The 26,028-nt window shown below is 72.8% G+C and carries 27 protein-coding genes and 1 pseudogene; 3 read left to right on the top strand and 25 right to left on the bottom strand.

Annotation, left to right across the window (positions count from 1 at the left end; translation table 11 throughout):
* Window positions 1-79: 79 nt before the first annotated feature.
* On the bottom strand, window positions 80-637 hold the full coding sequence (locus ACRYR8_RS03150; RefSeq protein WP_432482610.1) for a GNAT family N-acetyltransferase: 558 nt from the start codon (window positions 635-637) through the stop codon (window positions 80-82).
* Entirely contained in the window at window positions 634-4,917 is a 4,284-nt protein-coding gene (locus tag ACRYR8_RS03145) for a type VII secretion EssC family protein (RefSeq protein ID WP_432482609.1), read from the bottom strand. The genes ACRYR8_RS03150 and ACRYR8_RS03145 overlap by 4 nt, the downstream gene beginning before the upstream one ends.
* 157 nt (window positions 4,918-5,074) lie before the next feature.
* On the opposite strand from ACRYR8_RS03145, the gene ACRYR8_RS03140 reads away from it, so the two are divergent.
* Genes ACRYR8_RS03140 through ACRYR8_RS03130 form a run of 3 tightly spaced genes read left to right on the top strand, consistent with a single transcriptional unit; the run spans window position 5,075 to window position 8,059 of the window.
* Window positions 5,075-6,322: a TadA family conjugal transfer-associated ATPase gene (locus ACRYR8_RS03140; RefSeq protein WP_432482608.1), complete on the top strand. Its 1,248-nt coding sequence runs from the start codon at window positions 5,075-5,077 to the stop codon at window positions 6,320-6,322.
* A gap of 1 nt (window position 6,323) precedes the next feature.
* On the top strand, window positions 6,324-7,190 hold the full coding sequence (locus ACRYR8_RS03135) for a type II secretion system F family protein (protein ID WP_432482607.1): 867 nt from the start codon (window positions 6,324-6,326) through the stop codon (window positions 7,188-7,190).
* Complete coding sequence (locus tag ACRYR8_RS03130) at window positions 7,187-8,059, top strand: type II secretion system F family protein (protein ID WP_432482606.1); 873 nt, start codon at window positions 7,187-7,189, stop codon at window positions 8,057-8,059. The genes ACRYR8_RS03135 and ACRYR8_RS03130 overlap by 4 nt, the downstream gene beginning before the upstream one ends.
* An 89-nt stretch (window positions 8,060-8,148) precedes the next feature.
* Here the strand turns inward: ACRYR8_RS03130 and ACRYR8_RS03125 are convergent, their stop codons facing one another.
* From ACRYR8_RS03125 to ACRYR8_RS03015, 23 genes and pseudogenes are all read right to left on the bottom strand, one after another.
* The gene (locus ACRYR8_RS03125; protein ID WP_432482605.1) at window positions 8,149-8,523 is read right to left on the bottom strand and encodes a hypothetical protein; all 375 of its coding nucleotides are present in this window, start codon (window positions 8,521-8,523) and stop codon (window positions 8,149-8,151) included.
* A 2-nt stretch (window positions 8,524-8,525) separates the two neighbouring features.
* Window positions 8,526-8,975 carry a hypothetical protein gene (locus tag ACRYR8_RS03120; RefSeq protein ID WP_432482604.1) on the bottom strand — a complete coding sequence of 150 codons (450 nt, stop codon included), beginning with the start codon at window positions 8,973-8,975 and terminating at the stop codon, window positions 8,526-8,528.
* 137 nt (window positions 8,976-9,112) lie between these two features.
* A pseudogene (locus ACRYR8_RS03115) lies at window positions 9,113-9,289 on the bottom strand (holin); the annotation flags it as partial.
* An 11-nt stretch (window positions 9,290-9,300) separates the two neighbouring features.
* Window positions 9,301-10,284, bottom strand: a complete 984-nt coding sequence (locus ACRYR8_RS03110; RefSeq protein WP_432482603.1) for a M15 family metallopeptidase — start codon at window positions 10,282-10,284, stop codon at window positions 9,301-9,303.
* 17 nt (window positions 10,285-10,301) lie between these two features.
* Window positions 10,302-11,630, bottom strand: a complete 1,329-nt coding sequence (locus ACRYR8_RS03105) for a tail fiber domain-containing protein (protein ID WP_432482602.1) — start codon at window positions 11,628-11,630, stop codon at window positions 10,302-10,304.
* Between the two features lie 14 nt (window positions 11,631-11,644).
* On the bottom strand, window positions 11,645-12,040 hold the full coding sequence (locus tag ACRYR8_RS03100; protein WP_432482601.1) for a hypothetical protein: 396 nt from the start codon (window positions 12,038-12,040) through the stop codon (window positions 11,645-11,647).
* Between the two features lie 61 nt (window positions 12,041-12,101).
* Window positions 12,102-12,416, bottom strand: coding sequence for a hypothetical protein (locus ACRYR8_RS03095; protein WP_432482600.1), 315 nt, complete (start codon window positions 12,414-12,416; stop codon window positions 12,102-12,104).
* 3 nt (window positions 12,417-12,419) lie between these two features.
* On the bottom strand, window positions 12,420-13,658 hold the full coding sequence (locus ACRYR8_RS03090) for a siphovirus ReqiPepy6 Gp37-like family protein (RefSeq protein ID WP_432482599.1): 1,239 nt from the start codon (window positions 13,656-13,658) through the stop codon (window positions 12,420-12,422).
* A gap of 1 nt (window position 13,659) precedes the next feature.
* The gene (locus ACRYR8_RS03085) at window positions 13,660-14,520 is read right to left on the bottom strand and encodes a phage tail family protein (protein ID WP_432482598.1); all 861 of its coding nucleotides are present in this window, start codon (window positions 14,518-14,520) and stop codon (window positions 13,660-13,662) included.
* Window positions 14,520-17,756 (bottom strand): phage tail protein, encoded by a 3,237-nt coding sequence (locus tag ACRYR8_RS03080; protein WP_432482597.1) that lies wholly within the window; start codon window positions 17,754-17,756, stop codon window positions 14,520-14,522. Before ACRYR8_RS03080 ends, ACRYR8_RS03085 begins: the two co-directional genes overlap by 1 nt.
* Before the next feature lie 3 nt (window positions 17,757-17,759).
* Complete coding sequence (locus ACRYR8_RS03075; RefSeq protein ID WP_432482596.1) at window positions 17,760-18,065, bottom strand: hypothetical protein; 306 nt, start codon at window positions 18,063-18,065, stop codon at window positions 17,760-17,762.
* A gap of 65 nt (window positions 18,066-18,130) precedes the next feature.
* Window positions 18,131-18,490: a phage tail assembly protein gene (locus tag ACRYR8_RS03070; protein WP_432482595.1), complete on the bottom strand. Its 360-nt coding sequence runs from the start codon at window positions 18,488-18,490 to the stop codon at window positions 18,131-18,133.
* 108 nt (window positions 18,491-18,598) lie between these two features.
* Window positions 18,599-19,162, bottom strand: coding sequence for a phage tail tube protein (locus ACRYR8_RS03065; protein WP_432482594.1), 564 nt, complete (start codon window positions 19,160-19,162; stop codon window positions 18,599-18,601).
* A gap of 14 nt (window positions 19,163-19,176) precedes the next feature.
* On the bottom strand, window positions 19,177-19,686 hold the full coding sequence (locus ACRYR8_RS03060; RefSeq protein WP_432482593.1) for a phage tail termination protein: 510 nt from the start codon (window positions 19,684-19,686) through the stop codon (window positions 19,177-19,179).
* Entirely contained in the window at window positions 19,686-20,081 is a 396-nt protein-coding gene (locus tag ACRYR8_RS03055) for a DUF5403 family protein (protein ID WP_432482592.1), read from the bottom strand. Before ACRYR8_RS03055 ends, ACRYR8_RS03060 begins: the two co-directional genes overlap by 1 nt.
* Window positions 20,081-20,419 (bottom strand): phage head-tail adapter protein, encoded by a 339-nt coding sequence (locus tag ACRYR8_RS03050; protein ID WP_432482625.1) that lies wholly within the window; start codon window positions 20,417-20,419, stop codon window positions 20,081-20,083. The genes ACRYR8_RS03055 and ACRYR8_RS03050 overlap by 1 nt, the downstream gene beginning before the upstream one ends.
* A complete protein-coding gene (locus tag ACRYR8_RS03045; RefSeq protein ID WP_432482591.1) occupies window positions 20,413-20,874 on the bottom strand; it encodes a hypothetical protein in 462 nt (153 codons plus the stop codon). The genes ACRYR8_RS03050 and ACRYR8_RS03045 overlap by 7 nt, the downstream gene beginning before the upstream one ends.
* 66 nt (window positions 20,875-20,940) lie before the next feature.
* Window positions 20,941-21,972 carry a phage major capsid protein gene (locus ACRYR8_RS03040; protein WP_432482590.1) on the bottom strand — a complete coding sequence of 344 codons (1,032 nt, stop codon included), beginning with the start codon at window positions 21,970-21,972 and terminating at the stop codon, window positions 20,941-20,943.
* 35 nt (window positions 21,973-22,007) lie between these two features.
* The gene (locus ACRYR8_RS03035; protein ID WP_432482589.1) at window positions 22,008-22,559 is read right to left on the bottom strand and encodes a hypothetical protein; all 552 of its coding nucleotides are present in this window, start codon (window positions 22,557-22,559) and stop codon (window positions 22,008-22,010) included.
* 6 nt (window positions 22,560-22,565) lie between these two features.
* Window positions 22,566-23,666 carry a VG15 protein gene (locus tag ACRYR8_RS03030; protein ID WP_432482588.1) on the bottom strand — a complete coding sequence of 367 codons (1,101 nt, stop codon included), beginning with the start codon at window positions 23,664-23,666 and terminating at the stop codon, window positions 22,566-22,568.
* 14 nt (window positions 23,667-23,680) lie between these two features.
* Window positions 23,681-24,256 (bottom strand): hypothetical protein, encoded by a 576-nt coding sequence (locus ACRYR8_RS03025; protein WP_432482587.1) that lies wholly within the window; start codon window positions 24,254-24,256, stop codon window positions 23,681-23,683.
* Window positions 24,256-24,537 (bottom strand): hypothetical protein, encoded by a 282-nt coding sequence (locus ACRYR8_RS03020; protein WP_432482586.1) that lies wholly within the window; start codon window positions 24,535-24,537, stop codon window positions 24,256-24,258. Before ACRYR8_RS03020 ends, ACRYR8_RS03025 begins: the two co-directional genes overlap by 1 nt.
* Complete coding sequence (locus tag ACRYR8_RS03015) at window positions 24,527-26,014, bottom strand: phage portal protein (protein WP_432482585.1); 1,488 nt, start codon at window positions 26,012-26,014, stop codon at window positions 24,527-24,529. Before ACRYR8_RS03015 ends, ACRYR8_RS03020 begins: the two co-directional genes overlap by 11 nt.
* Between the last annotated feature and the right edge of the window lie 14 nt (window positions 26,015-26,028).

Raw genomic sequence — 26,028 nt, 5'->3', positions numbered from 1 at the left:
GTCGTCCGGTGGGGACGGAGCGGGCGGCCGCTCACGGTGCAGCTTCGCACGCTCCGCGCGCCCGCACCGTGACGGTCCGTCACGATCTGGTGGGTGCCCCCGGCGCGCCGTGCTGCGCCAGGCGTTCGCCGTCCAGCCGCCAGAGCGCCCACTCGTCCTGCGGTGCGCCGCCGAGGGTGCGGTAGAACGCCTGGGCGGAGGTGTTCCCGTGCAGGACGCACCACTCCAGCCGCCCGTAGCCGCGCTCGGCGCACAGGGCCCCGAGCCGCCCGAAGAAGGCCCGGGCGATGCCGCGCCGACGGTGCTCCGGGCGCACGTAGAGGTCCTCCAGCCACATCCCGTGACGGCCCTGCCAGGTCGAGAAGGTTGTGTACCACAGGGCCATACCGGCCACCTCGGTCCCGCCGTCGGGACGGTCCACCTCGGCGAGCAGGCACCCCACGCCGCCGGCCTCCAGGGCGCGAGCGAAGTCCTCGCCCGTGGCCGTGGCCGCCTGCGGTTCGTGCTCGTGCTCGGCCAGTTCACGCACGAGCTGCGCGACGGTTCCGCCGTCCGCGGCCGTCGCCTCCCGGAGCCGGACGCCGGGCGGCGCGGTGGTGATCGTGGGGGCGTTGACCGTGTCTTCGGTGGTGCTCACCGCTCCACCGTAGGCGCCGCGTCGCCGGCACCAGGAAGGGCCACCCGCAGCGCCGTCCACACCCCGTCCACCACGACGAAGCCCGCACCCGGACCCGCGGCGGGCGCGAGCACCGCGCGCCGTCCCAGCACGTCGGCGGGCACCTGTCCACCGCGGCCCAGGAGCACCGTCGTGCGGGCCGTGCGCAGCGCCGCCGGCAGGCCGCGGAACGCGGCGGCGACCTCGGCGCCGTCCGCAGCCGCGACCAGCAGGCACCCGCCCGCCCCGCCGCGCGCCACCGCCGCGAGGAGGTCCTCCACCGGTGCCGGCAGCGGGCGGGTGGCGTCGTCGACGAGCACGACGGCCCCGGGGACCGACAGCACCCGCTGCAGGCCGGCGGCGTCGTCCAGCCCCGTCCAGGCGGCGCCGGGGTAGGACCCCGGAGCGCCGGCGTCGGCCGTGACGACGGCGACCGGCGGCGGCGCGGTGCGGCGGGCCAGCGAGGCCGCGAGAGTCCGCAGAGCGGTGGTGCGCCCGCTGCGGGCCGGCCCGCACACCAGCACCCCGCCCGCCAGGTCCACCCGCACCGGCGCGGCGTCGTCCCCACCCACGCCCAGCGGCACGCTCGTGCCGCCGGGCGCGGGCAGGTCCTCCAGCGCCACGGACGACGGCAGCGCCCGCACCCGCACCGCCGCTCCCGGGCCGCTGACGCGGTGGGCGGTCGCGGGCGCCGCCGGGAGGGCGACCTGCACCTCCAGCGCGGTCCGGTCGCGCACCAGCAGCCCGCGCCCCGGCGGCTGCAGCACGGGCACCTCGCGAGCGGACACGCCCACCAGCGCCGCGTCGGCACGGTCCGCCAGCCGCAGCAGCACCACCTCGGCCGCGGCGGCGGCCGCCGGGGCGGTGAGCAGTCCCCGGTCCCCCGTGAGGGCGATGCGCACCCCGGCGGCGCTGCCCTCGCGCAGCAGGCGGTGGAAGGCGTCCACCGGTGCGCCCAGGTCCACCGCCGCCAGGTGGGCGGCCCAGCCGTCCCACCCGTCCGCCAGCAGCACCAGGTGCGGCAGCGGCCCCGCCCCCGGTGCCCGCCGCGCCCCGGCCAGGTCGCTCACCCCCAGGCGCGCGAAGAGCTCCCGCCGTCGCTGCACCTCCTCGGTGAGGCGCTGCAGCAGCCGTCCCGCCCGCCACGGCTCCGTGCCGCCCACGACCGAGCCCACGTGCGGCAGGTCCGCCAGGTCGGCCAGCGCACCGCCGCCGTCCAGGACGCTGACCTCCGCGTCCTGGACCGCGGCCGCCGCCGCCAGCGCGCGCAGCAGCGTGCTGCGGCCGCTGCGCACGGTGCCGACCGCGAGCAGGTGGCCGCCGGCGGCCAGGTCCCAGCCGGCGCTCGCGCGCCGTTGCTCGTCGGGCAGGTCCAGCAGCCCCCACTGCAGCGTGCCGGGGGCCGGCGGCGGGTCCGGCAGTCGCGCCGTCGGCACGTGCGCCGGCAGCGGCGGCAACCACGGGCCGGGCGGCACGGGCCGGGCGCGCAGGGTGGTCGCGGCGCGCACGGCCGCCACCACGTCCTTCAGCGCGTCCACCGGTGCGGCCCGCCCGCCCGGGCCGGCGCCGCTGCGGTCGGCGCACCCCTCGTCGCCGTCTGCGGGCCGCACGTGGACCGCGGCCGGGTCGCCGCCCGTGCGCAGCAGCGCGGTCTGGAAGACCTCCAGCCCGCGCGAGCCGCGGCGCAGCACGGCCCGGCCCGGGGTCGCTTCGCTGATCGCCGCCGGTGCCGCGTCGCCGACGACGTCCTCCGCGTCGGCGCGGTCCTGCACGCGCAGCGCGATGCGCGCGTTGGTGTTCGCCCGGATCTCCGGGCTCACCACGCCCGCCGGCCGCTGCGTGGCCAGCACCAGGTGCAGGCCCAGGGAACGTCCCACGGCGGCCAGCCGCACCAGCCCGTCGACGAACTCCGGCAGCTCGTGCGCCAGCACGCGGAACTCGTCCACGACGATCACCAGGCGGGGTGCGGCAGCCGCCGCGGGCGAGGACGCCGGCAGGTCCGCCACGTCGGCCGCCCCCGCGGCGCGCAGGACGCCCTCGCGGCGGCGCACCTCCGCGCGCAGGCTGCGCAGCACGCGCTGCGCGAGGTGCTCGTCGAGGTCGGTGACCAGCCCGGCCACGTGCGGCAGCCCCGTGCAGCCCGCGAAGGCCGCACCGCCCTTGTAGTCCACGAGCACGAAGCGCACGGCGTCCGGCGGCGCCTGCAGCGCCAGGCTCGTGACGAGCGCCTGCAGCAGCACAGACTTGCCCGAGCCCGTGGTGCCCGCGACGAGCACGTGCGGGCCGTCGGCGACCAGGTCCAGGCGGCAGGGGCCCGACGCCCCGGCGCCCAGCACCGCCACGGCACCGGGCGCGCGCTGCTCCCACGTGCGCACCAGGACCGCCGGGTCCAGCGCACCCGGCGGGCCCAGCAGCTCCAGGAGCCCGGCGCTCCGGGGCACCTGCGCCGTGCTGCAGGGGGCGGCGTCGCGCACGGGGGCCAGCGCGCGGGCGAGCTCCTCGGCCCAGGTGGGCCCCACGGCGTCGGCGCGCACCGCGACGGGGCCGCGGGGGCCGTCGGGGCCCGTCCCGTGCAGGACCGCCTCGCCGCAGGGGCCGGCGGTCAGGTCCAGCACCGCCGTGCACTCCGCGGGCAGGCGGGTGCGGTCGCGGTCCAGGCACAGCACGTGCAGGCCCTCGGCGCTCCCGGCGCGCAGCAGGCGGGTCAGGTCCGCGTCGGCGCGCAGGTCCGCGGCGCCGTCGACGAGCAGCACCACGGCGCGCGCCGCGGCGGCACCGGCGGTGCCGCCGCGCGCACCGCCGCCGCGGACCCGCCGCTCCAGCTCTGCGCCGAGGGCGGCGGTCACCGCGCTCCCGGGCGCCTCCCACGGCGCGTCGCCGCGTGCGTGGGGCAGCAGGTGCAGCCAGCGCCACGGCCCGCGCCCACCGCCACCGGCCAGGGCCACGCCCACCTCGCCGGGGCCGTGCCAGGCCACCACCTGCCCCAGCAGCTGGCGCGCCACCCCCAGCACCTCCTCCCGGGGACCGGCCACGCCCAGCGGGCCGGTGGTGAGGTCCACCGTGACGGGGACGTCGTCGAGGTCGGCGCCGGGCGGCTCCTCGGCCGCAGCGCCCCCTGCACCGGGGTCGGCGCCGGTGCCCTCCTCGCGCACGACGGCGCCCTCGACCCGCGTGCGGCCGAGCCCGACGCGCAGCACCAGCGCGTCGGAGGAGCTGCGGGTCCGCTCGTACAGGCGGACACCACGGCCGGCGGCCTGGGCGAGCACCTCGGCGGGACCCGGGGCGGCCTCGTGGAGCCGGTGGTGCTCGGCCGCGAGGACTCCGGCGTGGGCGGCGCGCACCCGTTCACGGGCCGCTGCGCCGGCGGCGGCGTCCCGTCGCCCCTCTGCGCGAGCGCGCCGGCGCTGCGACCACCACTGCCCGCCCACGAGCAGCGGGGAGGCCACGCCCAGCAGCAGCGACAGCGGCGACCACGCCAGCGCCAGCACCACGGACACGCCGAGCGGCACCAGCAGCGCCAGCCACGGCACACCGGGCAGCTCGCGGGCGGGAGCCGGCCGCGGCCAGCGCAGCACCCCGCCGCCGGGTCCGGCGGGCGCCGCGCTCCAGCGGGGCGCCCGGTGCAGCAGGAGGTGACCGCAGCCGTCCGGACGGACCTCGGCGCCCTCCACGGCCGGCGGTTCGACCTGCAGGACGCTGGCCCCCACCCGGACCCGGGCACCGCGCTCCAGCCGGGGCGCGTCCGCGACGTCGAGCGCCCTGCCCGGCAGCAGCAGCGCGGTGCCGTTGAGCGATCCGCTGTCCCGCAGATCCACGGTCCCGTCGGGGGCCACGTCGAGCACGGCGTGGGCGCGCGAGACGCCGGGGTCGGCCAGCGGCAGCGCGCACCGGGTCGGTCCGCCGGCGCGGCCCACGACGTGCCGTCCCGGTGGCAGGTCGAACCGGCCGCCGGCGTCCGGGCCGGAGGCCACCACGACCCTCACCGCGGGGGCGGGCACCCCCGCCGACGGGGGAGGGCCGGCGGGGGCGTCCGCCGGCGCCGGCGCGCTCACGTCCACCAGGGCGCCCTGCAGCAGCGGGACGGCGCCCAGCGCGCCGTCCGCCACTTCCCGGCCGGCGACGCGGGGCACCCCCGGCCAGGGACCGGTGACGGCCTCCAGCCGCTCGCGCACCGCGAACAACGGGGTTCCGGCGGGTGCCTCGACGAGGACGTCGGTGCCCGCCGGGTCGCCGACGCCGACGACGGTGAAGCGCAGGCGCACCCCGGCAGGGTGCTCCCCGCGGCGCACCGGGCCCCCACCGTCCACAGCCCGCGACGGCCCGCGGGGTTGTCCACATCCCCCGGACGCCCGCCGTGGCCCCTGCCTACCGTGACCGGGCGCGGAGGGGTTCCGCGCGGTTCCGGTCCCGGGAGGGGGTGTGCGCGTGGACGCCGTGCGGCTGGTCGAGGACGAGGTGCGGGTGGAACTGCGCCGCCGCATCTCCGCCGGGGGTTTCCGCGCCACCCCGGGCGAGCTTCGCGCCCTCGTGGACGAGGCCGTCACCGGGTACGACCTGCGCTCGCTGGACGGTTCCCTGCCGTTCCTGGCCGACCGCGATGCGGCGGTGCGCGCGGTCGTCGCCGCGGTGTCGGGGTACGGGCCGCTGCAGCGCTACTTCGACGACCCCGACGTCGAGGAGATCTGGATCAACGAGCCCGGCAAGGTGTTCGTCGCCCGCGACGGCGTGGCGGAACTCACCACGACGATCCTGGAGGAGGACGCGGTGGCGGAGCTGGTGGAGCGGATGCTCGCCAGCACCGGCCGTCGCGTGGACCTGTCCAGCCCGTTCGTGGACGCCTCCCTGCCGGACGGTTCGCGCCTGCACGTGGTCATCCCCGACATCACCCGCCGGCACTGGGCGGTGAACGTCCGGCGGTTCGTCGCCCGCGCGCGCCGCCTGGAGGACCTGGTGGCGCTGGGTTCCCTGTCGGAGCAGGCGGCGCGGTTCCTCGCCGCCGCCGTCGCGTCCGGCTTGAACGTCCTGGTCAGCGGGGCGACGCAGGCGGGCAAGACGACCCTGCTGAACTGCCTGCTGAGCGCCGTCCCGCCGCAGCAGCGGATCGTCACGTGCGAAGAGGTGTTCGAGCTGAACGTCGCAGCCCGCGACGTGGTGGCCATGCAGTGCCGGCAGCCGAACCTGGAGGGGCGTGGAGAGGTTCCGCTGCGCCGGCTGGTGAAGGAGGCGCTGCGCATGCGCCCGGACCGCCTCGTGGTGGGCGAGGTCCGGCAGGAGGAGAGCCTGGACCTGCTGGTCGCCCTGAACTCCGGGTTGCCGGGAGCCGCGACGATCCACGCGAACTCCGCCGCGGGTGCGGTCGCGAAGATGTGCACGCTGCCGCTGCTGGCCGGCCAGAACGTCACGAGCGGTTTCGTGGTGCCGGCGGTGGCCTCCTCGGTGGACCTCGTCGTGCACGCCGCGGCGGACGCCGGCGGCCGCCGCCGGGTGGAGGAGGTGCTGGCCGTGACCGGGCGGGTGGAGGGCGGCGTGGTGGAGACCGCGCCGCTGTTCCGCCGCGCGGCGGACGCCGGTTCGCCGCTGCTGCGCGAGGCGGGCTGGCCGCCGCACCGCGAGCGGTTCGCGCGCGCAGGTTTCGACCTGTCCGCCCTGCTGTCCGGGAGGGGCTGAGGTGGGCGGTTCGGGCGGGGTCCTGGCGGGTGGCCTGCTGGGGGCGGGGGTCTTCTGCGCGTGGTGGTCGTGCTGGGAGCGCGCACCCCGTGCCGCGGCGAGCGCCCGTCCTCGGCGGGTGCGCCGGGCGCTGGACGCGGCGGGTCTGGCCGCGCTCCCCCCGGCGGTCCTGGTGCTGGTGTGCGTGCTGTGCGCCGCCGCGGGGTCGTTGCTGGCGTCCGCGCTGACCGGTGCGGTGGTCGCGGCGCTGCCCGCAGCCGCGGCGGGGGCGGCGGCCCCGGTGCTCCTGGTGCGTTCGCGGGTGCGGCGCCGGCGTGCCGGGCGGGCGCAGGAGTGGCCCGACGCGGTGGACGCCCTGGCCTCGGCGGTGCGCGCGGGCGCGGCCCTGCCGGACGCGGTGTGCGCGCTGGCCGTGCGCGGTCCGCAGCGCCTGCGCCCGGCGTTCGCGGCGTTCGCGGCCGGGTACCGGGCCAGCGGCGCGTTCGAGGTGGAGCTGGCGCACCTGCGCGAGGAGCTGGCCGACCCGGTGTTCGACAGGCTGGCTGCGACGTTGCGCATGACGCGCCAGGTCGGCGGCAGCGACCTGGGTGGGACGTTGCGCACCCTGTCGGCGTACCTGCGCGAGGACCAGCGCGCTCGCGGGGAGCTGCTGGCGCGGCAGAGCTGGACGGTGTCGGCCGCGCGGCTGGCGGCGGCGGCGCCGTGGCTGGTGCTGGCGCTGCTGGCCACCCGCCCGGGGGCGCTGGAGGCGTACGACACGCCCGCCGGAGCCGTCGTGCTCGGCGGGGGTGCCGTGGCGACCGCGGTGTCGTACCGCCTGATGGTGCGGCTGGGGCGCCTGCCCGAGCCGCGGCGGGTGAGCGCGTGACGCCGGCGGCGACCGGCGCGCTGCTGGGTCTGCTGGGCGGTGCCGGGGGAGCGCTGGTGCTGCTGGGGGTGCCGCTGCGGCGCACCCCGTCGCTGGAGGCGCGCATCGCCCCGTACCTGTCGCGCCCGGCCGGGCGCGGCTGGCGCGCGGCGGCCCGGCGGTCGCTGGAGGCCGCTGCGGGCGCCTGCGGGGCCGTGCTGGGCTCCTCCGCGACGGTGCGGGCCCGTCTGGACGTGCTGGACCCCGAGCGGGAGGTGGCGCAGCACCGCGCCGAGCAGGTGCTGTGGGCGCTGGGTGGTGCGGGCGCCGCTGCGCTGCTGTGCGCCGCGGCGGCGGTGCGCGGGTCGCTGACGGCGCCGGCCGCGCTGGGGCTGCTGGTGGGCGGGAGCCTGGCCGGGGCGCTGCTGCGCGACGCCGCCCTGGCGCGGGCCGTGCGCCGGCGCCGGGCGGAGGTGGAGGAGGACCTGCCGGCCGTCGCGGAACTGCTGGCCCTGTCGGTGGGGGCGGGGGAGGGCGTCGCGGCGGCGCTGGCGCGCGTGGCCACCGGTGGTGGCGCGCTGGCTGCGGACCTGCGCCGCGCGCTGGCGGACGTCGGGACCGGCTCGCCGCTGGTGGAGGCGCTGACGGCGACCGCGGACCGGCTGGGCGTGGCGGCGCTGGGCCGGTTCACCGACGGGCTGGCGGTGGCCGTGGAGACGGGCAGCCCGCTGGCCGCGGTGCTGCGCGCCCAGGCCGTCGACGCCCGCGAGGCGCAGCGGCGGCGGCTGCTGGAGGAGGGTGGCCGGCGCGAGGTTCGCATGCTCGTCCCGGTCGTGTTCGGCGTGCTGCCGGTGACCGTCCTGTTCACCGTATGCCATTTGGGGGCATAATGAGTGCCCGGGAATCCGTTGCGAGACAACGCAAAAAGGCCCCCCGGCCAGGCGTGATGCCTAGCCGGGGGGCCGGTGTCTGCGGTGGGTCAATCTCCAGGGGCGTGCCGGGTGCGCAGGGCCTCCAGCTCGGAGAGGATCGCGCGCACCCGGGTCTCCAGGGCCTCGATCTCCTCGCGGTAGGCGCGCTCTCGGGCGGCGGCCCGCTCGTTGTCCTCGGCCCTGCCCTGTCGTTCCTGCGCAAGCATGGCGCGCAGTCTCTCATTGTCCTCAGCCAGCTCGTCCCGGGCCTTGACGACCACCAGGAGGGACTGGTCCACCGCGCTGACGTGTGCGGCCTGCCGTCCGGCGGTGGAGTCCCGCTCCCGGCGCGCCCGCAGGGCCTTGATGCCGTCGCGGACGAAGTTGAGCAGGCCCGCGCCGATCAGGGCCACCAGGAGGGGCGTCAGGACGTCCTTCACCACGGCTAAGCCTCCTCGTGGATGCGATCTCCCACGTCGGAGACGGTGCGGAGCTGGAAGGCCCTGTAGAACGACAGGGCGGCGATGGTGAGCTGACTGCCGGCCACCTGGGCGGCGTCGTGGAAGCCCGCCACGGCGAGCAGGGCGACGGCGTAGATGCCGTACAGGCCGCCTAGCAGGCGCAGGCCGGCCGCCATGAAGGGCGGCTCGGGGTCGCGCCTCACCAGGCCCGCCAGGAGCGTCACGGAGCCCAGCACGAGGGCTCCGCCCCACACCCCGACCACGAGGCCGGGGAGCAGGGTGTGCAGCGACTCCGGGCGCGTCATGCCCAGCAGGATCGTCGCGCCGAGCACCAGCGAGGAGACGGCCGCGAAGACCTCGAACGGGGCGGACAGCAGCGACGACGGGAGCCGGAACAGCAGCCGCTCCCGTCGGCTCCCGAGTCGCCGCCTCACGCCACGCTCGCGCTCAGGGGCGGGGTGGTGTCCACCTGGTCGACCAGCTCGGGCTCGCCGTAGGTGGCCTCGGGCACGACATGCCCGCCGATCACGTAGGTGGGCTGCTCGTCCTTCTTGCCGCCCACGGGGCCGCCCACGGAGGCGATGCTGGTGAGCACCGAGACCAGCGTGGCGAGCCCGGCGATGGACAGCAGGGCCTTGAAGTCGACATCCAGCAGGCCGGTGTAGCCCCCCGTCAGCAGGGCCACGGCGGACTGGGCGAAGGTCTTCACCGCCCGCTCGCCCGTGGCGATCCAGAAGGCGGCGGTCATCAGGACGCTGTTCATGCGGACTCCTTCGTGGTCTCCCCGATGGCGACCGGGGGCGTCGGGGGCGAGGGCTGGGTGACGGAGACGTCGACCTTCACGACGGCCTCCTCGATGGCCTCGCGGACGGTGGCGAGCACCTGCTCGGAGGTCAGGCCGGTCACCCGGGCGGCCAGCAGGTCGGCGAGGGACTTCAGCCCCGCGTCCAGGCCCGCGATGCGCTGCTCGGTGCGGAAGGTCGCCGCGTCGATGTTGTAGAGCGCGTCGATGGGCGAGAGCGTCACGTCGGAGCCGGCCACCCGGGACGGCTGCGGGTCGCGCAACAGGTGCTCCAGCCTGTAGCCGTAGCCGTCGGCGTTGATGGCGTAGCCGGCCATCGTGTCCACGCCGTCCGCGCCGGGGTCGCCCGTGCGGTTGGCGTGACGCTTGAACAGCTCGTCGTGGATGGCGTTGATCTTGGCGATGGCGTCAGCGGACAAGAAGTCCTCCTCCTCTAGCCGGCGAGCCCACTCCGCAGCCTCTGCGGGGGTGCCGACGAACTCGATGTGCATGGGGTCTGGGCGCGACCACTCGGCGCCCCACTGGAGGCCGCAGGAGGCGGCGATCTCGCGGGTGTCGGCCGGCATGTCCGTGCGCAGCGGGCTGCCCATCGGGTTCGTCGCCACGCACAGGTCGGCTGCCAGGCCCCAGGAGTGGTTGCTCAGGTAGCGGGGGTCGCCCGTGCTGGCCCACTTGCTCTCGTAGCCCCGCACCGCGCGGAAGTTGTAGCCGCCACCGGAGGTGACCGGGCTGCGCCCGTCCCGCCTGCGCGCCTCGTCCAGCTTGACGATGAAGGCCCGGAACAGCGGGGCCACCTCGTTGCGCAGGTTGAGCTGGATGCCCGGCACCTTCAACACACCCGCCTCCAGCTCGCGCTGGGTCGGGTTCGGCTTGGCGACGGCGGTGAGCTGGCTGCTGCCCAATCGGGCGACGGGCCAGCCGCGATCTGCGGCGCTGCTCACACTCTCACACTCCTATCTCAGTCAGCGAGCTGGCCCTCCAGGGCGCGCTCCAGGCGCGCGAGGCGGCTCTCCTGGTCCTTCACGACGGACAGCAGCGCCACGCTCAGCAGCTCGTAGTTGATGGCCTCGATCTGCTCGCCCTCGCCGTCGCCCTTGTCGAGCCACTGGACGATCTCGGGCAGCGTCTCGGCGACCTCCTCAGCGATCAGGCCGAACTCATTGGTGCGGCCCGGCGTGACCTTGCCCGTCTCCTCGTCCACCACGTCCTTGCGGTCGTAGGCGACGGGGCGCAGCGCGAGCACGTTGGCCGGGTCGATCGGGTAGTCCCGGATGTTCTTCTTGTAGCGACGCGAGGAGGTGTTGTGGCAGAAGTCGCGGTTGCCGTCCACCCACACGGAGAACCAGCCCGAGCCGGCCGGCGTGTGCGTGTGGGCGCGGTCGGTGCCGTCCGCCCGGCGCACCGTCTGGTTGTAGTTCGTGGCCGAGCCCGGGGACTCGCTGCGCAGCCAGTAGCGGTCGTCGTGGTTGTGGTTCCGGGGTGCGAGGTTGTTGTTCACCTGCAACCACAGGCGCCAAATCTCGTCGTCCACCGTGGTCTGGATGGTCGGGTCCGGGATCGGCCGGTAGTCGATGTCCCGCGCGTTGTGGCGGTGTGCGCCCGGAGTCATCGACGGGGGAGTGCCCTCGATGTCCGCCCAGGTGTGCTTGTGCTGCTTCGGCGTGTAGGCGTAGGGCGGGTTCTGGATCTGGTCCCAGTAGATCGTGCCCGAGCGGGTGATGTCGCCCCACTCGTTGCCGGTCCAGAACTCCCAGGTGCCCCGGGTCACGTTGAACCCGATCTTGCCCCTGCGGGGGCTGCTCGGGCGCGTGCCCGTGGACCACACCCCGACGTGGTGGCCGACGAAGCGCCGATCATCCGCGACGTCGCTGGGCGCGATCACGCCCGAGCCCGCCCGGACGGTCAGCTTGCCCAGCGGCAGCTCGTACACGCCCGTGTCGGTCTGCGTCAGGGCCGGGGCCGAGGCGCCGGGGATGCCCTGCACCACCGCGAGGACGATGGAGTTCTGCGCCGGGTCCAGGCGCAGCACCACCCGGTCGATGCGGTTGGACGAGCTGGCCGGCCCGATGTCCACAACCTCCACCGAGGTCGACCGCACCGCGTGCCCGCGCAGCAGAGCGAACCCGGGCTTGACCGTCACGAACATGCCGGTGCTGTCCGCAGTGACCTCGAACCCGGACGAGGCGTAGCTGTCGGCCACCCCGGAGTCCTGGAGTTCCCGGAACAGCAGGGTGTACTGGTCCTCGGTGCTGTCCTGCCCGTCGAACGGGTAGCCGGTGATTGCCATGAAGTCTCCTGGGGTCAGTCGAAGGGTCGGATCAGGCCGACCGCAAGAAGGGGGCCAGAGAACGCCAGGTCCAGCCCAAGCGGGCCGCCGGTCTTCTGGTAGGCGTAGGCCAGCACCGAGTCGCCCGCCTCCATCGACACCACGGCCGAGAGGTTCAGGGTGACCGGCGCAGCGCCGTCGTAGGACCCGCCAGCGTGCGCGAGGCGGTCGTTGCGGTTGGTGTCGCGGATGACGTTGAAGTACCGCTCGCCCGGGGCGCCGGCAAGCCAGCGCAGCGTCGCGGTGATGATGTAGATGCCGCCGATGGTCACCCGGATTCCCGCCGGGTCGGTGATGATGTCGCCACGGTGGTCCGAGTCCACGTCCCACAGCAACTGCGTGCTCACCGCATCGGGGATGCTGGTCGCCACGGCGATGCGCCGCCGAGCGAAGGCCATCGGCGGGTACTGCCCGGGGACCGGGGCGGGGAAACTAGCTCCCATCGACGTTCATCTCCACTCCTGCTACATGGCCGGCCATCACGCCGGACCCCTGGAAGGCGACCCGCAGGTTCTTGCCCGCCTCCAGGGGTTGCTTGACGTCGAGCGCGAACAGCTTTTGCGGCTTGATGAGCAGCCCGCTCACCAGGGGGGTTCCGTCCAGGTGCACGAACGCCGTGATGTCGCTGCTCCCGGTGTTCGTCAGGGCGATGTTCGTGATGACCCACAGCTTGTCGCCGGGCACCACGGCAGTGACCCAGGTGCCAGACGACGCCTGCCCGCGCCAGAACGTCTTGGGCATCGCCATCGGCTACCACGCTCCCATCATCTGCATCACCATCGCCGTCTCGACGGTCTTCGTGGCGATGTTCGTCAGCTCGGTGTTCCGCTCCAGGGCGGAAACTCGGTTCTCCACGCGGCCTACGCGCTTCTGGAGTGCGGTCTGGTCATCGAAGGCGGAGGTGTCGCCGAGCACCGCGCCCAGGCGGAACCCCTCCCTGTCGGCCTTGATGGCGTAGCCGCTCACCAGGGCTTGCAGCTCGCGCCCCTCGACCACGACCGTCACGATGTCGCCCATCGCCCAGTCTCGGCCGTACTCCATCGCCGAGTCCTCCATCGGCACCGCCTGCGCGGTCACGGCGGAGAAGCCGTCCTCGGCCAGGGCCTCCTCGGCGGCCTGCTTGTACTCGTCGGGGTCGTCGGTCTGCCGCTGGTCCACGAACCGCTCGACGCGCCGGCCCCACTCCGCCTCGCCCGCCACGGAGGCGTCGTTGTAGGCGTAGAGGAAGGCGCGGTCGGTCAGCTCGCCCTGGCCGGCTACCAGCACCCGTGTCACGCCGGGGCCGGACTGGGCCACCTTCTGCGCGGACAGGGTGTTGTTGTAGACGTCCAGGCGGATGCGGCGGGACAGGTCGCGGGTCTCGAAGGTCTCGAACACGAGCTGGGCGCCGCGCTGCACGATGCGGAAGCCCAGGCTGGCGGTGATCGCCAGCTCGGCGAGCAGGTCGCCCAGCACGGGGAAGCGGGCGGACTTCTTGGTCACCGGCCCACGCCCCAGCGAGGGGCCGTTCACGACGTACTGGAAGAAGTTCCCCTCGCGCCTGGCGGCCGGCGCACCGGGGCCGATGTTGGCCCGCACGAAGCCGTGCATGATGTCCTCGACCGTCCCCTCGCGGATGTCGTGGGCGAGGGTCTGCTTGGCGAGGTCGGGGTTGGTCGGGTCCGGCAGGGCCAGGGCGTCGGCGAGGAGCACGGTGTCGTCCACGCCCTCGTAGGTGACGGTGCCCCCGGGGTCGGTCACCGTGCTGGCCCACTCGGGCTTGATGACCGGCCCCGAGAACAGCACGTCCTGCGGCGTCGTGACGATGATGCCCGCGCCGGGGCTGCGCAGGTCGTCCGCCAGCGGATGCTCCACCGGCAGCTTCATCGTCCACGACGTCACGTTGTTGAACTCGCCCGTGACCTGGAAGTCCAGCTCGTGCGGCAGGATCAGGCCCCGCCTGCGCAGTTGCTTGTCGCGGACCTCGATCGTCAGGTCATCCAGGCGCACGTCACACCACCATCCACTTCCGGGGTCGCCACTGGGCGACGATCAGCGAGCTGCCGTCCACGTCTTGCATCGAGATGGTTGCCATCGAGATCCCCGGAGGGACAGTCCACAGGCGAGGCGAGGGGGCCAGCTCCTCGTAGCGGTTCTGGCCCTTGTCGTCCTGCACCAGGCCCGTCTTCGTGTCGATGGTCAGCGTCTCGCCGGCCGCCAACGTGCCCAGCCACTCGAACCCCTGGCCCGTGGATGAGATGGCCTTCAGGTCCCGACCGGGACCGCGAGCCGTCCACACGGGGTACGCCTCCGCGTCCCCGGGGTTCTCCATCTGCACCTCGCCCACCGCCTGCGAGGACGAGATCGCCAACTTCATGAGCGAGCCACCCAGCAGGCCGCGCCCGGCGCCACGGTTGGTGATCTCCTGCCGGATCGCCCGGGAGCTGGTCCAGTAGGGGTCACCGGCCCGCAGCGTGACGGTGGTCTGAAACTCCGTCTCGCCGATCGTGTCGGCGCCGTACACGTAGTCGCCGCCGCCGATCCGGTAGACGGTGGTGCTCCAGTCGGAGCCGTCGTCCTCGATCAGCCGCAGAGTGCAGCGACCGGCCATCATGCGGGCGAACCGGGACAGCAGGTCCTGGAGCCCGGCGCGGTCATGCGCCTGGAAGAACAGGGGCAGGTCGATGTCCCGGGGGAGGACGCGCCGGCCCCGGTACGTGGCGCCGTCCCCGGCGCCCTCCAGCCACTGCACGCTCACCTGCGGCAGGCCGAAGCCGCCAGCACCGGACAGAGCTTGGACGCCCTGCCCGGTGCTGGCGATACCGTCGAGATCCAGGGTGTCCAGCTCGGACTCCAGGCGGAGTGTCGGCATTACCAGGCCACCATCCTCGATCGGTTGGCTGCCGTGAACAGGTCCTCGAACGAGTCGATGGAGTTGTTCGGGGCAGCGTTGTACTGAAGGACGCGCACCTGCACGCCCTCGACGTCGGAACCGTCCACGATCCCGGAGATGCGGGAGCCCAGGGAGCCGACGTTCGGCCCCTCGACGTCCCAGTTGCCGACCTCGCGCGTCAGCCCTTGGAGGGACTTGCGCACCTCGCCGTAGCGGGACTCCAGGCCCTTGACGAAACCGCCGATCACGAGCTGGCCGGCATTCACCAGCAGCACGCGGTCGAGGGACTCGGGACCCTTCCACGAGGTCAGTCGGGAGGTCAGGTCCGACAGGGTGGAGCGAACGGAGCCGATCATCGACGTGATGCCGTTGATGAAGCCCCGGATCAGCGACTGGCCGGCGGACACCAGCGTGCTGCCCAGGTTGCCCAGCGCCGAGCGAACCTGGCCGGGCAGTGCTCGCACCGTGGACAGCACGTTGCTCACGCCCGTCGTGAAGGCGGACTTGACGAGCGTCCAGGCGTAGGTCGCGGTCGTGCGGATCGAGTCCCACGCCTCGCTGAACAGCCTGCGGATCGCGCTCAGCGCGTTGCTGGGCGCGGTGCGCAGCGCCGTCAGGAAGTTGTCCCACGCCGTCCTGAGCCCCGTCCACGCGGAGGTGGCCGCCGTCTTGATGGCGTTCCAGATGTTGTCCCAGAACCCCTTCAGCGCGGCCAGCCCCTTGCGGGCAACGCCCAGGATGCCGACCGTCACCAGGATCTCGAACGCGCCCTTCAGCACGTCCCAGATGCCCGAGGCGACCTGCTTGACGCCGTTCCACATCTGCGACCAGTCGCCCGAGAACAGCCCCGAGAAGATGTTCCAGGCACCCTGGATGATGTCGAACGCACCCGTCACCACATTGACCACGCCGTCGATCGCCGTGCCCACCGTGTCGGTGAGCAGCGTGGCGAGGAGCGACAGGGCCGGCGCGAGCACCGGCATGAGGAAGTTCACCAGGGCGGCGAACGCCTCCACGATCTGCGTGATGACCGGGATCAGCGCCTCGATGGCCGGCACGAGGATGCCCACCAGCGCCGTGACGATCTGCGTGATGATCGGCAGCAGCGGCGTGAGCACCGCGACCACCAGCTCCAGCAGCACCGGCAGCAGCGGAGCCACGGCGGCGAGGATCTGCACGAACGCCGTCGCCAGCGTTGTCAGCAGCGGAGCCAGGACCGGCAGGGCCGCCGTGGCGAACTCGCCGAGCACCGTGGCGATCTGCGTGAACAGGTCCGCCAGGATCGGCAGCACCGGCTGGAGCGCCGTGAAGGCCGCCAGCAGGACCGAGCCCACGACGTTCGCCACGGTGACGAACAGCGGGGCGATGGCCGTCAGCACGCCCAGGAGGGCGCCCGAGAGCGTCTGCACGATGACCTGGATCGTCGGAGCCAGCGCAGTGAACGCCTGCCCCAAAGCGCCCAGGACGGTCGCCAGCAGGGGCGCGAAGCTCGTCGCCAGCACCCCGAAGGTCTCGCCCAGGGCGCCGAAGGCCGGGGCCAGCGCGACGATCGCCGGCTGGAGCGTCCGCACCGCATTGGCAATGCCCGCGAACATGGCCGTCAGGCCGGCCGAGAACTCCGGGCTCGCCAGCACGTCGCCGATCGCGGCGAACAGCGTGCCGATCGCCGTGCCCGCGAGGGGCAATACCGTCAGGGCGGTGTTGGCGATGTTCTCGAACGCCCTCGTGACCGACGGGCCGGCGATGTTGGCGATGTTGTCCATCGCCATCTGCGCGCCCGTGAAGGCGTTCGTCAGACCCGTCTGGAAGGAAGGCGAGTCCACGATCTCGTGCATCCGCTGGAGCTTGTCGTTCAGCGTGCCGAGGGTGGTTGCGCCCGCAGCGGTGGCCGCGCGAGCGACACCGGAGAGGATGCCGCCCAGGTTGAACAGGACCCCGCCGAGCTGGCCGAGGTTGTAGATGCCCTGGTCGATCCACCCCTGGAGCCGGCCGTCCTGAGCGGCGGCCGACAGGAAGTTGTCGAACTTGGTCGAGATGTCCACGAACCACTGGGCGAGCTGGGGCAGGTAGCCCGCGCCCGTCGTGCCCAGCGTGGCGATGATGCTCGTGTAGGCGTCCGTCCCCCTCGATGCGATGTCGATGGAGGCCGCGAGGTCCTGGAAGGCCGGGACCATGACGCCGTTCAGGTGCTTCGCCATCGAGTCCGACAGCGCGCCGAACCAGGTGCCCAGCGAGGCCGCCGTCGTTTCCAGCCCCTCATTGAGCTGAGGCAGCAGGATGTCCAGCATGTTCGCCATCGGGCCGCGAGCCACCGCCCAGAAGGACTCGCTCATGCGGTCCTGGAGGTCGGTGAAGTTCTTGCCGATGTTCGGGAGGACCGCGTTGAAGTCCTTCAGCACGGCGATCGTGGCGCCGAGCCCCAGGCCGAAGCCCATGAAGATGCCGGGCAGGGCCAGAGCCGCCGGCCCGATCTGCGCCAGGCTGGACGACAAGCTGGCGAGGTTCGCCGTAGCCGACAGCGCCCAGCCGGACAGGCCAGCGATGGCGAGGGCCAGCGAGCCGATCAGCGTCACGTTCTTGTCCAGGTTCTTGAACAGGTCCGTGATGTTGGTCAGGGTCGAGCTGACGAACCGCAGGCCCGACAGGGCCGCCAGCGCGGTCGCCACCTTGGCCGTCTGGATCTTGTCCAGCATCGGCAGGATGTGCACCGTGCGCGGGCGCGTCAGGTAGTTCAGCCGCTGGTTGATGTAGCTGGACGAGCCGGCCACCCAGTTCAGCGTGACGTCGATCTCCAGCGGAGAGTTGTCGTCCCGCCACTTCTCCAGCTCGCGCTGGACGTTCTTCAGCGACTCGCGGTCGATCTCCGTGGCGGTCACACTGGCCGTCACGTCCGCCTTAAACTTCACTGGCCGGCCAGCGGTGCGGGCCTCCAGTGCTCGGATCGCCCGGGTGATCTCCTCGCGCATCCCGTCGGTGGAGATGGTCGAGTGGAAGCGGATCTTGCGGGCGTTCGAGTTCCGGTTCCGCTGGTTGATCTTCTGGAGTTCGGTCAGGAACTCACGGCTCGCCCCGCTCATGTCGAGCTTGGTGGGGATCTTGATGGGGCTGAGCTTGTTCTCGATCTTGTCGAGGTCACTCTTGGCCTTACGCCGGAAGTCGTCAGTGTCCGGGAGGACCCGAACAGAGACGCGACCGATCACCTGGCCTGCGGGCATGGGCTACCTCCGTTGGAACTTGGCGAACAGCTCGGCCACCGAGGACGGCTTCTTCGCCTCTTGCTTCTTGGCCTTCGGCTTGGGCCGAGGCCACAGCGGGATCTTGGGAGCCTTGCCCTTGCCCCAGTTCCCGGTTGCCCGGGTGTTCGCGTTGAGGGCGTCGAACAAGTCAGCGAGCAGGTGGCGGTCGATGCCCCACCCGAAGTGCTCGCGCCCGCCCGTCGCCAGGGCGGCGGTCAGGGAGTCGTCGGGTAGCCTCTGCACGAGCAGACCGACCAGTGCCGGGGAGGGGCCGCGCCCTGCGATCACGTCACCGAGGTCGATGCCGTAGTAGAACCGCAGGTCGGCGTACAGCCCCTCCCCGTACTCGTCAATCAGTCCTGCGAGGCCGAGGCTTCCCCCGGCTGGGTCTCCTCGCCGTAACGCTCGAAGATCAGGACCATCTGCGCGAGGTCGCCGTCGAGGGCCTTGATGAGGCGCTCAGCCTGCGCCTCGGTCTGCGCGACGACGCGGAAGACGTCCTTCAGGATCTCCTCCTGGTCCGGTCCCTCCTCGCCCTCGGGGACGTCGCGGGTCAGGTCCTCCTGGAGGGCGCGGAAGCGGTCGCGCTTGGCCTTGGACAGGCGCAGCGGGTTGACCAGGCTGACGGTCTTGCCGCCGCCCAGGTCGATGTCGGTGCTGGCGTACCGGGCCTCGGCGGCGGAGCGGATGTCATCGAGGGAGAAGCTAGCCATGAGGGTGCGGACCTCCGTGGTTGAAGTGTGTGGGGAGCGGACCTAGCGGGAGGGGAACCTCCCCGGCAGCGGGTCCGCAGCGCCGCCGGGGAGGTGGTCAGTGCCGGATCAGGCGGCCGGGGTGGTCGCGGTGGAGCCGAGCGGGGTCACCGCGTAGGCCCACTTGTTCGGGCTCATCACCAGCGGCTTGACGCCCAGCGGCATCCCGGCCAGCGACTCGGTGTCCGAGATGGACAGGTCGTCGGCGCGGAAGATTTCCGCCTTGGGCGCGTAGAAGGCGAACACGTTCGCGCCATCGAGGAAGACCGCGAGGAATGCGGCCTCGGTGGGAGTCGGGTTCTGCGGAACGCCCAGGGTGCCGTCCGCCAGGACCTCCATGTTCGAGCCGTAGTAGAGCTTCAGGCCCGGCTCATCGAACTGCTGGAGGGTAAAGGTCAGCGTCTCCGTGCGGGCGCTGTACTTGGTGCGCAGCGCGGAGTTCTGGAGCGTGCCGATCGTGGTGGCCTCGCCGCCCTCGGACGTGATGCCGAAGATGTCCTCCAGCGAGGTGTGGCCCACGTTCTCCCACGGGGAGGGCGGGGCGGTCAGGTCGGTCGGCAGGGCCGTGCCCGTGGGGGCGGTCAGGTAGTTGCCGGCCCCGACGATGAGGGTCGCGGCGTCGTTCAGTGCCATTCAGGCGTCTCCGTTCAGGTGGTGGGGATGGTGAGCGCGGACGGCGCCCGGCGCGGCTTGCGGATCTCCACCCGGTAGGTCGTCTGGTAGCGCCAGACGCCGGCAGGCAGGTCGGCGTACTGCACCGGGCCGGACGCGGTGGCCCAGTCCGTCACGCGGCGAGGCGGCAGGTCGATCTCCACCTTCGTCAGGTGGCCCAGCGACGGGAACACCTGCTGCTCGTCCAGTGCGCGGAAGATGGACACCCGCACCGCCTCGGACAGGATCGCCCCGTCCTCGTCGCCGTCGGGGTCCTGCGTGAAGGTGTGGACCTCGACCATCGCGGAGTCCAGGAAGCGGTGGTCGCTGTTGTAGACGCCGAGCCCGGAGCCCCGGCGCACCAGGATGAACGGGAACACCGGCTCGTCCCAGATAAGGGACTGCACCGAGATGTCCGGCAGGGCGCGGCGCAGGAGCGCCAGCATGAAGTCCTCGACGGGGGCGAACTCGGTGAGCCGCTTCACGCTCTCGGGTAGTCCGGCCATCAGTCTCCGTAGTTTCGCTTGGCGTTGCGCCGAACCTTCAGCTTCGGCACGCGGGCTCCGCCGCGCTTCGACAGGTGGGCTGCGCGATGGAGGATGTAGAGCCCCTCCATCTCGCCCCACTCGTTGCCGTACTGGTCGATGTAGCCGGCGCGGCCGTACTCGATGGACAGGGCGGCGTCCTGGCCCCGCTCGTCGGAGAGGATCACGTAGTAGTCCACGTCTCCGTGCTCGACGTCGATCTCGGAGTCGCCGTCCGCGTGGTGCTGCACCAGCAGCTCCTCGGCGCGAGCGGCCATGAGGAACGTGCGCTGCTCCAGGTCGGCCTGCACGCCCTCGTTCAGGGCGATGGCCTTCTCGAACTTCCGGCCGCCGACCCGCTCGTAAATGTGCGCCATCAGGGCCGCTCCCGGATGTCGATGCTCCAGTGCCGGGTGTGCCGCGAGCCGTTGTGGAAGGCCGGCGGGGACACGATGTCCCACTGCTTGCCCTGCCACTCGACCCGCGACCACAGCGTCAGGTCGGGGATGTGTGGGTCCACGATCATCCGGGTGACGTTGATCTGCTGCTGGCCGGGCACCTCGGCCCGGCTGGACCGCTGCGGGATGAACACAGCGGTGACCTCGATCGGCCCCTCCGCATCGGCCATCTGCACCTGGTTGCCGCGCCGGTCGGTGACAACCTTCGTGCGCCAGACCAGGGCCTTCTGGCCGCGCCTGCGCTGCACGCTCACCAGGGGGAGTCCTCACGGGAGAACATAGGGAAGCCGTCGCCGCCGTAGTCGACCGGCACCAGGCCAGCAGCCACCGGGCGCTGCTGAGAGCGCCATGCGGTCACCTCTGCGGTCTGGAGGCGCGAGCCCCCGCCGAGCTGGTGGAGCATGGCGATCTCGCTCTTGGTGAAGACCGGGGAGCCGGCGTTCTCGCCCCGGTCGGTCCAGGCCAGCGTCTCGTCGCCAGCCCGGCTCTGCGTGTAGCCATCCGGGTTCCGCATGAATCGGGCGGCGGCTCGGATGACCAGGGTGAACACCTGTCGCGGGGCCGCTGCGCGAGTGGGCCAATCCCGACGGGCGTAGAACCTCGCGTCCTCCGACAGCGCCTCCAAGGCGTCGCGGGCGATGGCCTGCTCGCCGGGGTCCAGGTCCCACTCCAGCCGCCCCTGGAGGTCATCCAGGGTTGCGAAGGGCTCCATGAGCCTCCTCTCGGCCAGGCGAGCGGGGCCAGCCGAAGCTGGCCCCGCTCACACTTTCACACTCGGTCAGGCAGCGGGCTCGGTGGCCGGCGCGGTCACGCCGGTGATGGTCGCCAGCTCGGACCCCGCAGCGGGGTAGGTGCTGGTGCCGTCCAGGGTGAGCTTGATGCCCCGGACGAAGTGCTCCTGCTTGGACACGACCTCCTTGCCGGCCCCCTCATCCCAGCCGACCAGGACGTCCTTCACCTCGCGGAAGCCCGCGTAGGTGTTCACGACGGAACGCTCCATCATGAAGCTCGGGTCGTAGTCGCGGACCCAGCGCATCGCGTAGCCCTCGAAGGACTGGGTGGAGCCGAAGGCCACGGACTGCGGCACGCTCGGCGCAGCCGTGGTCATGATGAACGCGGAGCTGCCGAAGGCGTACGCCGCGTCGGACGGGATGGTCTGGTCCACGATGATGCTGAAGCCGTAGAGCTGGCCGAGGGTTGCCTGGCGCAGCGCGGTGTCAGCCGCCGAGTCGCCCACGTTCTGCGCGAGCGTCAGCTTGTCGTCGTTGAGCAGGGCCGCCTCGAAGTCGGAGCCGACCAGGAGGTAGCGGCTCGCGGAGGCCGGCAGGTTGAAGGCGTTCAGGACGCGGCGAGCCTCGATGAGCGCCCGGCGCAGGTTGGCCTCGGCGCCGCCGATGGTGACGGCGTAGTCCTGGCCGGTGAGGACGCCGACGGCCCGGCGGGACAGGCCACGGGCGACCGCCTTGACCTGCGGGCGGAGCAGCTTGCTCCAGTTGTCCAGGTCGAAGTCGTTCTGCTCGTCGGTCACCTTGACGGCCGAGTAGACGTTGCCGCCGAAGGTGACGGCGACCTTCCGCTCGTTGTAGACGTCGAACTCGATCGGGTTCGTGCGGTCGTTGCGGAAGGCGTAGTCGTGGAACGGCAGGACGCCCTCGACGGGGACGGACACGGTGTCGTTGTCGGCGCCCCGGAACTGGTCGATGCCCTCGCGCTGGAACAGGCTGGGAACGACCAGCTCCTGCTCCAGCATCCCGACGGCGGTGCTCGCCAGGACCTCGGGCTTGACGACCTGGTGCGGCGTGTAAGGCACGGTGGCTCTCTCTTTCGGTTTGGGTCAGGCGTGGGTCAGCGGCGCGACTTGCGCGCCAGGTCGCGGGGGTTCAGGGACTCGTACCCCTGCTCGCCGGGGGTGAGGCCACCGCCCAGCGACTGCGGCTCCTGCGGGACCGCGAACTTCTGGAGGACCTTGGCGTGAGCCTCCAGCTCCTCCTTGCTGTCGCCCCGCAGCAGTTCGGCCAGCTCGTCGGGCAGGTCGAACCGGCGGGACACGTCCGCCACCAGCGTCTTGCGCGCGAGCTTGGCGTTCTCCTCGCGCATCTCGGCCAGCGCAGCCTCGACCTCCTCGGGCGTCTTCGCGCTCTCCAGGCGCTTCTCGGCGTCCCGGAGCTTGGTGCGGAAGTTGGCCGCCTCCTGGCGGGCGGTGCGCAGCTCGCGCTGCGCCCACTCGGGCAGGGACTCGATGCCCTCGGGCTGGCCCTCGGTGCCGCCCTCCGGGGCGCTCTGGCCCTCGGTGGACTCGGTGCCCGCAGGGGTCTGGCTCGTCGCCTCCTGGCCCCCCTCGGGGCCGTTCTGCGGGGCCTCGGTGCCGGCCGGCTGCTCGGTGGTGGGGACGGACATGGATACTCACGCCTCCTGGACGCTCGTGGTGGTGGAGCGCGCCGCCTGGGCACGCCTTTGCTCCTGGCGGATGTAGTGGCGCCAGGCAGAGACAGCGGACTTGCCGCTGAGGCCGCGAGTGACCCGGGGCCACTCCTCGGCGTACCGGCGGTTCAGCGCGTAGAGCGCATCCCCGCCGAACTGCTCGCGCGAGAACACTGGCTGCGCGTAGCAGTGGCAGTTGTCGTGGTACTTGTCGCCGTCCACGTACTCGGCGCCCCGGGCGGTCTTGTAGACCGCGCCCCGGGAGATCAACATGGCGCACCAGCCGCAGGGGGTGCCGGTGCGCGAGAGGCGGACGTAGCCGATGGCGCGCTTGTCGCGCTCAGCGGCCGACCACACCCAGCCGCGCCCGCCGTCCATCGCCATGCGCTCAGCCGCTGCGGCCTGGCGGGTGCCGGCCCGGTTGTGGGCGTCCCGGCGGGCTGCGTCGACCTCGGTAGCCGGCGCGTCGGTGTCGATGTCCTCGACCTTGCGGTCCAGGTTCTGCGTGCCCAGCTCATCGAGCAGGAGCTGGGCCTCGCGCTGCGCCTCGCGCTCCAGGCGTTCGGCCTCGCGCTCGATGCCCTCCAGCTCCTCGATGAGGATGCGGTCAGCCTCCGCGTCAGCCCCGTCATCCAGGGCCTCGTCAGCGGGCGCAGGCGCCTCGCTGGTGGCCTGCTCGGGCTCGGGGGTGCTGGGAGTAGGGGTGGACCCGCTCGACGCGCGAGAGGCGCCCTGGCGGGCCTGCCGCTGGGCGTCCTCCCACTGCTCGCGCAGGTCATCCAACGTCACCGCCTCGCCCTCGTCGGGCCGGCCGGGGTCGCGGATCGTGTAGCCGGTGCGCAGGGCGCGCACCAGGCGGTAGTAGGCGATGGCGAGGGTGCGTGCGCGAGTCCGTCGCTGCGCCACCAGGGCGACAGCTCGACGGAGCCAGGCGCGACGCACGGACGCCCCGCCCGTGGCCGGCACGGCGCCCCATAGCTTCAGGGCCTCGGCGATCGTGACGGCCCCGATCTGCGCCAGGGCCACCTGGAAGGCCACCTCCGCGCGAGCCGCTTCGGCAGCGCGCTCAGTCGTGGCAGGCATGGCACCTCCAGGGGTCAGGCCGGTGCGGCAGTGAGGGTCATCTCGATCCAGCCGACCTCGACGGTCGAGCCGGTGTTCGGGGCGTAGGGGTGGAAGCGGATCTCCAGCGGCCCGGTCAGGCCCGTCAGCGACGAGGTGTCGATGCTGTAGGTGGACAGGTCGGGCCGCTTGGTGGTGATGTGCCCGCCGCCCGGCAGGTAGGACGCGAAGTCGTTCACCGAGGTGTCGACCTCGATGCCACGAGGCGTTGCGTCACCGCCTCGCGCAGCCGCGTACCGCAGGGAGTCCAGCGACCAAACCCCGGGGGCCTCGATCACCGCAGCGAAGTAGCGGGTGGCCCATGCGGACGTGGCGTCCGAGGCGACCCGCAGAACCGGGGTCGGGTAGCCGAGGCTGTCGGCCATGCCGAACGTGTAAAGCTCGCTCGGCATCAGCTCACTGCCCTTGCCGATCGAGTACCTGGTGGGGGAGAGCGCCCCCGCCTCCAGGCCGTAACGCACCTCGCCCGCGCCGTAGCGCACGAGGGGGGCGGCTGACCCCAGCTCGATCCTGCGATGTGGCCGCGCGTCCAGTCGGATGCGCGAGGTCATCACGCCCCCAGGAACAGGAGGTTCACCGGGACCGAGCCGCTGGCGGTGATGCCGAACAGCTCGTCGTCCGGGTCCAGGTCGAAAGCAACCCTGTCGCCAGCCCCCAGCTCGTAGCCGAAGGAGGCGGGAGTCACGTCCGCGCCGCCAATGAACACCGACGCGCCGCCGGCATTCTGCATCGACACTGCTCGCGGGGTGCTCCAGCTCTGCCCGACGCCCGGTGGTCGCGTCAGGCTCGCGGCCGTCGTGGAGACGGTCAGGTTGGTGTGGTCAGCCGCCAACGGTGGCTCCTTCGTCGTCGTAGAGTGGTTCGTCCGGGGCGGCCCGGCGCAGCGCCTGCGCGAGCTGGAGTTCGCCGTTCTGCTGCTCGGCCAGGTCTTCCCACTCGCGGATTTCGGTGGCTGTCACGTCCGGCACCCGGGTCCACAGGCCCCGCTTGGGGATCTCCAGCGCCTCGGCCAGCTTGCCCAGCGCGTCGGCGGACTGAGCCAGCGAACGCTGCTCCATGTCCCGCCACTTCACCTCACCGGCGAAGTCGCTGGCGGACTCGATCGAACCGTTCAGCTCGGAGGCCAGGCGGAACACCCGCTCCCAGCTCTCGCCGAACGACTTCTTGAACTCCTCGACCTTGCGCGCCAGGGCTGTCTCCGCTGCGGTCAGGGCCTCGGCGGACAGGTTGGCGATCTGCCCGAGCAGGTGGTGAGGCGGCGTCTGCGAGATGGCCGCCAGGTGGCGGATGCTCATGTCGATCGACTCGATGAACCCGCCGAGCGGCGTCTCGTCCAGCGAGCCGAACTTCACCTCGGGGTCCTCGGCGAATAGGAACCGCCGGGCGTTGTGGTTGACCGGGGCCGGGATCGGGTTGCCCTGCGCGTCCAGCCGGGGCTGGTAGTCCACCACCGGGGAGTTCGGGTCGTCCGGGTCCTCGTGGACCGGCTCCATCAGCAGGGGCGGAGCCATGCCCGTCGCCCAGCGGACCTTGAAGCTGGCGTAGGTCTGCGCCACCAGCAGGTCGAACACCGTCTGGTTGATGCGGTCCTGGAGGGCGATCATCGGCTCGATGACGCCGATCGTGCGGCCCTCCAGGTCGACGGCCGCAGCGAAGCGGGTGACCGGGCACTCCGAGGAGCCGTGCACCCCCTTGCGGGTGACGGACACGCCCTCCTCGTCCGCCAGGGACTTGAAGGTGACGACGTACTCGTGCTTGCCGTCCCACATGCGGGCCTTGCCGCGCCCCTCGCCGTTCGGCCAGGCCGTCACGGTCAGCGCCGCGTAGGGGGTGTCGTCGTTGGCCGGGTCCTCGTACAGGGCCGAGGTCCGCATGGCGCTCAGGCCCTTCGTGCGGACCTTGCCGTTGCGCAGGCGCTCCGTCACCGTGAACGAGTGCCCGTAGGCCAGCGCCCCCCGGTGCACCGCGATCTGGCGGGCGTCCAGGCGCGACTCCTGCCAGTGCTGCCACTCGGGCGAGACGGCCGGCGCGCCGTAAGCCTCGGGGGCCAGGGCCACCTGCATCGCCCGGGTGCGGCCGGGGCGGAAGCTGTCGACGTAGAGCGCCTGGGCCGGGGTGTCCACCAGAAGCGGAGTCCAGTTGCTGATCGCCCGCTTGGCGATCATGCGGTACTCGTCGTCCGCGTTCGGCGGCATGTACGGGTCGTCGTGCAGGCCCTGGAGGTAGCGGTCGATGCGCTCCAGCCGGGGCCTGTCGTTGTGCAGGATGGTGAGCAACTGTCGCGCCAGCGACAGAGGGGAAACGGCCACAGGGGCTCCCTTCG

This window comes from Kineococcus esterisolvens, assembly GCF_050871405.1.
Taxonomy (GTDB): Bacteria; Actinomycetota; Actinomycetes; order Actinomycetales; family Kineococcaceae; genus Kineococcus.
Note: the sequence above shows the minus strand (reverse complement) of the source record. Positions and strands in the feature narration are given on the sequence as shown.